This window comes from Holdemanella sp. DFI.5.55, from assembly GCF_020593575.1.
Classification (GTDB): domain Bacteria; phylum Bacillota_I; class Bacilli_A; order Erysipelotrichales; family Erysipelotrichaceae; genus Holdemanella; species Holdemanella hominis.
Genome location: NZ_JAJDMK010000100.1, coordinates 1 through 5,930 on the forward strand (window position 1 = coordinate 1; position 5,930 = coordinate 5,930).

Below are 5,930 nucleotides of genomic sequence, written 5' to 3' on the forward strand. Positions count from 1 at the left end.
AGGTCTGATGATATAGTTGCCAATAGACAAATCACCTAAATCTTCCTTTAGTTGATTAGTTTTCTGTGTTAAATCGTTACTTATTTGTTCAATTTGTTTATCCGTTTTTTTACCTAAATCCAATATGCCTTGTCTGGCTTGCGTATCTTCGACATCGTAGGTTTCTGGATTTCCATTTATTTGTACTTTATTAATTGTCTGATTTGGCATTACTGTTTACCTCCTTCTTGAACGTCTACGCTCATTTTTAACACTCCGTCAGTAACACTTAGAGCTGCTATAGACATAGATATGCCATTAACACGATCACTAAGTTCTTTAAGTTGTTTTACAATTGCACTATCATCATAGTTATTAAGGGATGCAAGCTTGTTCTTTTCTGCTGTTGAATAGTCATTTGTTGACAGCTGTTTGCCTTCAATCTGTGTTACTTTCTTTGCTAATTCTGTGTTTAAAGCAGATTGATTGCTTGTAATCAATGCTTTTAATTTACTGTCGTCATAATTACTCAAAGATTCTAGCTTAGTTTTTAACTCGTTCGTAAAATCATTTGAAGACAACATCTTACCTGCAACAACATCAACCTTTGTAGTCAAATCGGCTTTACTTGCTTTCTCACCCAACATTGTCATAATTGTAGTAGCAAAATGAGGGTCGTTACCCAATGCATTTGCCAGTTCTTCTAAAGTATTTAATGTATCGGGAGCAAGTTTAACAAGATCTGAAATAGCTTTTGCAACTTCATTGGCGGTTTGATATTTTTTATCATTTTCAAGTTCGCTAACCTTTGTTGGCAATCCAGTAATCATTGAAGCAGGATGTGTTTCTGGATGTACATACACAGTATCTGTAAACTGAGCACTAGCGGGAACATTGCTTAAAACAGTATGGTTGTTTACTGTATCTGCATTACCACCATTAGCAGGTAATGAAGTAGGGAAGTCAGTTATGTCTACTATTTCATGTGTATGATCAACATCTGCTTTGGAGGTCAATAAAACTGTTGCTTCATCCTTGGTGTTGTACCTATCGTCATGTACATGCATGGTATCTGCTTTGCTTTCTAACAATTTGTCTGTGACCAATTTTGCATAATATAAATCGTTGTGATTATGTTCAGTTTCTGCTTTAAGTGATAGCTTTGCATCAATTTCATCTTCTGTATAATATCTATCATCATGTTGATGCGCTATGCCGGATTTATTCTCTAGTAATTTATCTGTTTCTAATTTGCCATAATATAAATCGTCATGCGAATGCTCATTGTTAGCTTTAGCAGACAACAAATCATCAACCTCAGACTTGCCATAATAACTTTCATTATGATTATGTGTAACATCGGATTTAGATTTTAATAAATCATCAGTTTTAAGTTTTGTGTAGTATAAGTCATCGTGACTATGCTCAACATCTGCTTTGTTAACTAATTTCAAATCCATTTCTTCTTTTGTGTGATAGCGTGCATCATGGTCGTGCGGAGCCGGATTGAATTCTGTTGGTACATCTATTAATTGAGTGTAAGATAAAGGTGTTTTCATACGTTCAACTATCTCATCACGTAATTTTGCCAAATCATCATATATAATCTGTAGATTAGCATCCAAAGTTAACGCTCCAATATTTTCTTTTTCGATTTCAGAATCACTTACAACACCAATAAAACCATCAGAAATAAATATACGTTCGTTATCTTTGGCACTGATATCTACTGGAGTAGTATTTAAATCCAAGCTTGTCTTTTCACGAGCCATTAAATACATACTCCATTTGCCTGCATACTGTGTTAATTGAGTAGATACGATCAATTGATTATTAATTATTGGTAAGATACTTGTATATTTTTGACCATTTATTTTAATTACTGATATAACATATTTGTCAAAGTTGTCAAATTCGCTCGGTAATGTAAAAGAAATAATCTCATCTTGGTTTTCATACTTATTACCGATAGTGACCTTGCGTAAGCTTGGCACACCATCTAATCCTATTTGGATATTCACCATAAGTTTCTCCTTTCTATTTAAAAATATTTAGTAATTTCTTAATCAATTTAATTAACAAATCAACTAAGGAATTAACTTTCTTTTTATCAATTTCTTCTATAGGATTTTCATCCTCTTTATTTTCTGGCTTAGTTTCAGGCTTTACTTCGGGTTGAGGGCTTGGTTTAACTTCTTCCTTAATTGGATTTGATTTAAAGAAATCAAATTCGTGGAAAATAACATCCTTATCAATAGGATTAGCACTATATTGATGCATTACTGCAACACCAGACTGATCTGATTGAACCGTACCGTCATTAGATCCCCAATTTGCAATCCATAGTGGATATTCTGTGTCAACATACGTTCCAATCCATGATGTAGATGTATAAACACCAGTGTAATATCCATGTGCTTTTAGAATGTCACAGAAGACCTTACAAGAACTTGTGCAACGCTCCTTAGTTAATACGCCTTTCTTAGCTTTATAATGATCAGCGTCTTCCATATCAAACCAGACACCAAGCTGAATATCCTTATCTTTGATTAAGTTCAATACATATTCGGCTTCGGCTTTGGCCTGACTATCATCTAGTGCATAATCATATACATAAACACCATAAGGTATTTTTGCATCAACGCACTTTTGCACATAAGTTTCAAACAACTTGTCTGTGTTTTCACCCCAAGCAGCTCGAATAATAACAAAATCATATTGACTGACATCAAAATTAGCTCCGTTATGTTCTGAAATGTCAACACCATAGCCTTTTACGTTTTGTGTAAGGTTTGGCTTAGGTTGTTCAGTAGGTTTGACAGGTTCTGTTGGCTTTGTTTCTTCTTTGTTTTCTTCTTTAGGAACGTCGAATGTAGCCCACATTTGACTTCTATCTTCAGTTGCAGATACTGCAACGAACACCTTTCGATCTCCGTCTTTACCTACTACATATCTATGTCCGTTGCCAACATACTTCCAGTAATAGCGAATTGAATCACCGGTATTGTATGTCTTGCATACTGTGCCAGTCGGCGAGTCGTAACGTGCTCTGACACCATCTACAGTAAACGTAGCGACACCGTCTTCTTGAGTTAGATTAATTGCTCCACTTGGTTTAGCTGGCTCTTCAGGAGCTTGTATGGTGCTGAAAGTAGCCCATAACTCTTTACCTTGTTGCTCACTACCTGAGATTGCCATAAATTGTGTTTTGTCTTTATTTATTACCCATCTATGGCCATTAGCTACAACTTTGTAGTAGTATTCAAACTGATATCCTTGATTCTGTCTTGATAAAACATTTCCACTGGGAGAACCTTGTCTAATAGCAACAGAGTCAACAGTCAAAGTAGCAATTGCATGTTCTGCAATTAGATTATTTGCATTATATGGTGTTACACTTTGTGTAGGGGCTTGTGTACCATATCCTTTATAACGCAACACACCACATGACCCATTGTAAGTTAATGTCATAACTTGAGCAGGAGCTTGACTATAAGATTGATTCATACCTAAAAATTGCCCAGTACCGTTACCATTATCCTTAATCAACATAGCAACGTGACCGTAGTACACTCCTTGCCACCATCCATAGACAGAATCCCAGATAAACCAGTCGCCAGGTCTACCAATCTGTGTAAATTCAAAATAATCACCATAACCCAGTGCATTTCTTCTATACCAAATTTCTCTAGCCCCACCAGAACCGCCAATAGCTCTGCCGGGATTAGGATATCCAGCTTTGTTTAAAAATTCTTTAAATAAAGTAACACATTGATTGTAGTTACCGCCTAAACTAGAAGATTTGTTTAGCCATTGATTATAAAAATCCGTATAAGTAAATTTGTTCATATATTGTTCTCCTTTCGTAAAATAAAAAAAAGAGAGACCGCTAAGTCTCTCTTAAATTCCTTCGTTAACCCAGAAGGATAGGGGAGATAACTTGGATCGCTTCCTTTCTACATAAAACGAAATTCAGTCATCCTGTTAATCCTTTTTGACCTCAATCTTATCAATACTGTTATCTAATTGAAGTCGCACATATTCTTGGATTTCATCAAAAGTACTTTGTACAATTTCAGAAATCATCTCTTTTGTAATAATGCCATGTAATGCATCGGGTACTAAATCATAAAGCTTACTTACAACTTGCTCAAATTTCTTACCACCACACTGTGTAGTATCTTTATAATCTTTTTCTGCTTCTGCAATATATACAACAGCTTGCGCTGTAATCTGAGCAATTAATTCTTGTATTTCTTTAGCTTTAGTTTGTGCTTTAGTAGAAAACTTAAAGTACAATGCTAAACCACCACAACCCAACATAATTAATGATTGAATCAATGATAAAATTTCTTGTGTGTTCATATATTTTCTCCTTTAGTCAATTTCATGACTTTTACTTAATTCCATAAAAGTTTCTTTGATCAGTTCGAACTCTGTATCAATATAACCATTTGTTTCATTTAACTCTGCTAATATTTCGTGATAGTCATTGTAAGTTCGCATGATTTCTTCAAAAGCTTCTCTGGAATTGATTTTCCCATTACGAATCGAACCAGCAAAGTCAATAATACGCATTCTTAATTGCTTTAAATATCTCTTGTCCTCTCTGCGCTGATTCTCTTCCATTCTTTTATGCAAGGCTTCAATAGCCTCCATAATTGCTTTGTCTTGAGCAATGCGTTCTTGCTCGTTTATTTCTAATTTCTCGTTCAAGTCCTTGGTGATGAAGTCACTTATAACATGTGACAACCACCTCCAAGGATTGATTTCAATCTTGCTAACCTGAACGAAGCATCCAATTACAATACCTGTTGTTGCTACCCAAGGTATGTATTTTCCTATTAACTCTAGAATATCCAATTTTAAAATCCTCCTATTTCTTTTAGGAGCAAAACGGAGTTATATTCTAGTCAACTACTTCATTTTGCTCTAATCCGTTTTCTTCCTCTGGAACATATTCTACTTGTTGACTTTCAACTTCGACTTGTTGTTCATATTCTTGTTGTTCCATCTCAAGAACTTTCTTAACATTTGAATTTAAATCATGCAGAATATTTTCCAACATAATAGATATCATTGCAGCTGGAACACCCATTTGAATACAGTCATTTACTGTACTGACCAAACTGTCCTTTGCTTCAATTACGATTGTGTTGCTTCCTTTTTTTGCCATTTTATTCACTCTCCTCATTTAAAAAAGCGCCTTGAATAGACGCTTATAATTCCATGTTGCCTTGAATTGTCATAGCGACATTTTCAGGTATATCTTCTAATTTAACTTCTGTTTCTTTAATAACTAATTCACCAATTTTAAATATTTTTTTAACATATCCTTCACGGCTACTTTCATCATAAAGAATCTCGACAGAATCTAATAAAGCTTGTTGAGACTCTTCCAAATCTTTTTTACGCCAAGCTTCTTCTTGTTCTTTTCGAAGCTGATCTAAATATGCTTCATATTTTGCATGGCTAAATTTTAGATGGATTTGTCCATCATCGGCCGTTTCACCAATATAGCCATGTATTTTGGATAATTCGATGGTATCCTCGTCGCAGACCCATTGCGATTGCGTATCAGCAGTCCATGCGGTGCTGATGATAAGAACGTCATTTAGATCTAAACCGACTTTTACATAAACTTTTGTCATTTTTATCAATCCTTTCTCTATATTTCAATTCTATTAGGAGGCACATCATGCTATATAAAGAAACACTTAATAACTGGCTAACAGAAAAGAAAATCTATTTAAAATATTCGACCTATACAAATTACTACAATATAATTACAAATCACATTCTTCCAAATTTAGGAGAATATGATATTTCAATATTAGATAATGATATTCTTCAGCAATTTATCTTAGACCAACTTGACCACGGTCGAACAGATGGGAAGGGAGCTAACTATATAAAATTCAAGTATTTTTTATGAAAAAGTTTGAAAATAC

General features: G+C 34.5%; 8 protein-coding genes. 1 reads left to right on the plus strand and 7 read right to left on the minus strand.

Annotated features, from left to right (window positions below; genetic code table 11):
* The 7 genes from LJE08_RS12525 to LJE08_RS12555 all read right to left on the minus strand — a co-directional run.
* Positions 1-210, minus strand: a 210-nt coding sequence (locus tag LJE08_RS12525; protein ID WP_227403397.1) for a hypothetical protein, incomplete at its 3' end; no start/stop codon positions are given.
* Complete coding sequence (locus LJE08_RS12530) at positions 210-2,003, minus strand: hypothetical protein (protein ID WP_227403398.1); 1,794 nt, start codon at positions 2,001-2,003, stop codon at positions 210-212. The genes LJE08_RS12525 and LJE08_RS12530, both read right to left, overlap by 1 nt.
* 13 nt (positions 2,004-2,016) lie before the next feature.
* Positions 2,017-3,828: a GH25 family lysozyme gene (locus LJE08_RS12535; RefSeq protein WP_227403399.1), complete on the minus strand. Its 1,812-nt coding sequence runs from the start codon at positions 3,826-3,828 to the stop codon at positions 2,017-2,019.
* A gap of 135 nt (positions 3,829-3,963) precedes the next feature.
* On the minus strand, positions 3,964-4,344 hold the full coding sequence (locus LJE08_RS12540) for a hypothetical protein (protein ID WP_227403400.1): 381 nt from the start codon (positions 4,342-4,344) through the stop codon (positions 3,964-3,966).
* A gap of 12 nt (positions 4,345-4,356) precedes the next feature.
* Positions 4,357-4,842 carry a hypothetical protein gene (locus LJE08_RS12545; RefSeq protein WP_227403401.1) on the minus strand — a complete coding sequence of 162 codons (486 nt, stop codon included), beginning with the start codon at positions 4,840-4,842 and terminating at the stop codon, positions 4,357-4,359.
* Between the two features lie 46 nt (positions 4,843-4,888).
* Positions 4,889-5,155 carry a hypothetical protein gene (locus LJE08_RS12550; RefSeq protein ID WP_227403402.1) on the minus strand — a complete coding sequence of 89 codons (267 nt, stop codon included), beginning with the start codon at positions 5,153-5,155 and terminating at the stop codon, positions 4,889-4,891.
* Positions 5,156-5,198: 43 nt separating this feature from the next.
* Positions 5,199-5,630, minus strand: a complete 432-nt coding sequence (locus LJE08_RS12555; protein ID WP_227403403.1) for a hypothetical protein — start codon at positions 5,628-5,630, stop codon at positions 5,199-5,201.
* Positions 5,631-5,677: 47 nt separating this feature from the next.
* Here LJE08_RS12555 and LJE08_RS12560 point away from each other — a divergent pair, with 47 nt between their 5' ends.
* Positions 5,678-5,914, plus strand: coding sequence for a hypothetical protein (locus LJE08_RS12560; protein WP_227403404.1), 237 nt, complete (start codon positions 5,678-5,680; stop codon positions 5,912-5,914).
* Positions 5,915-5,930: the final 16 nt, after the last annotated feature.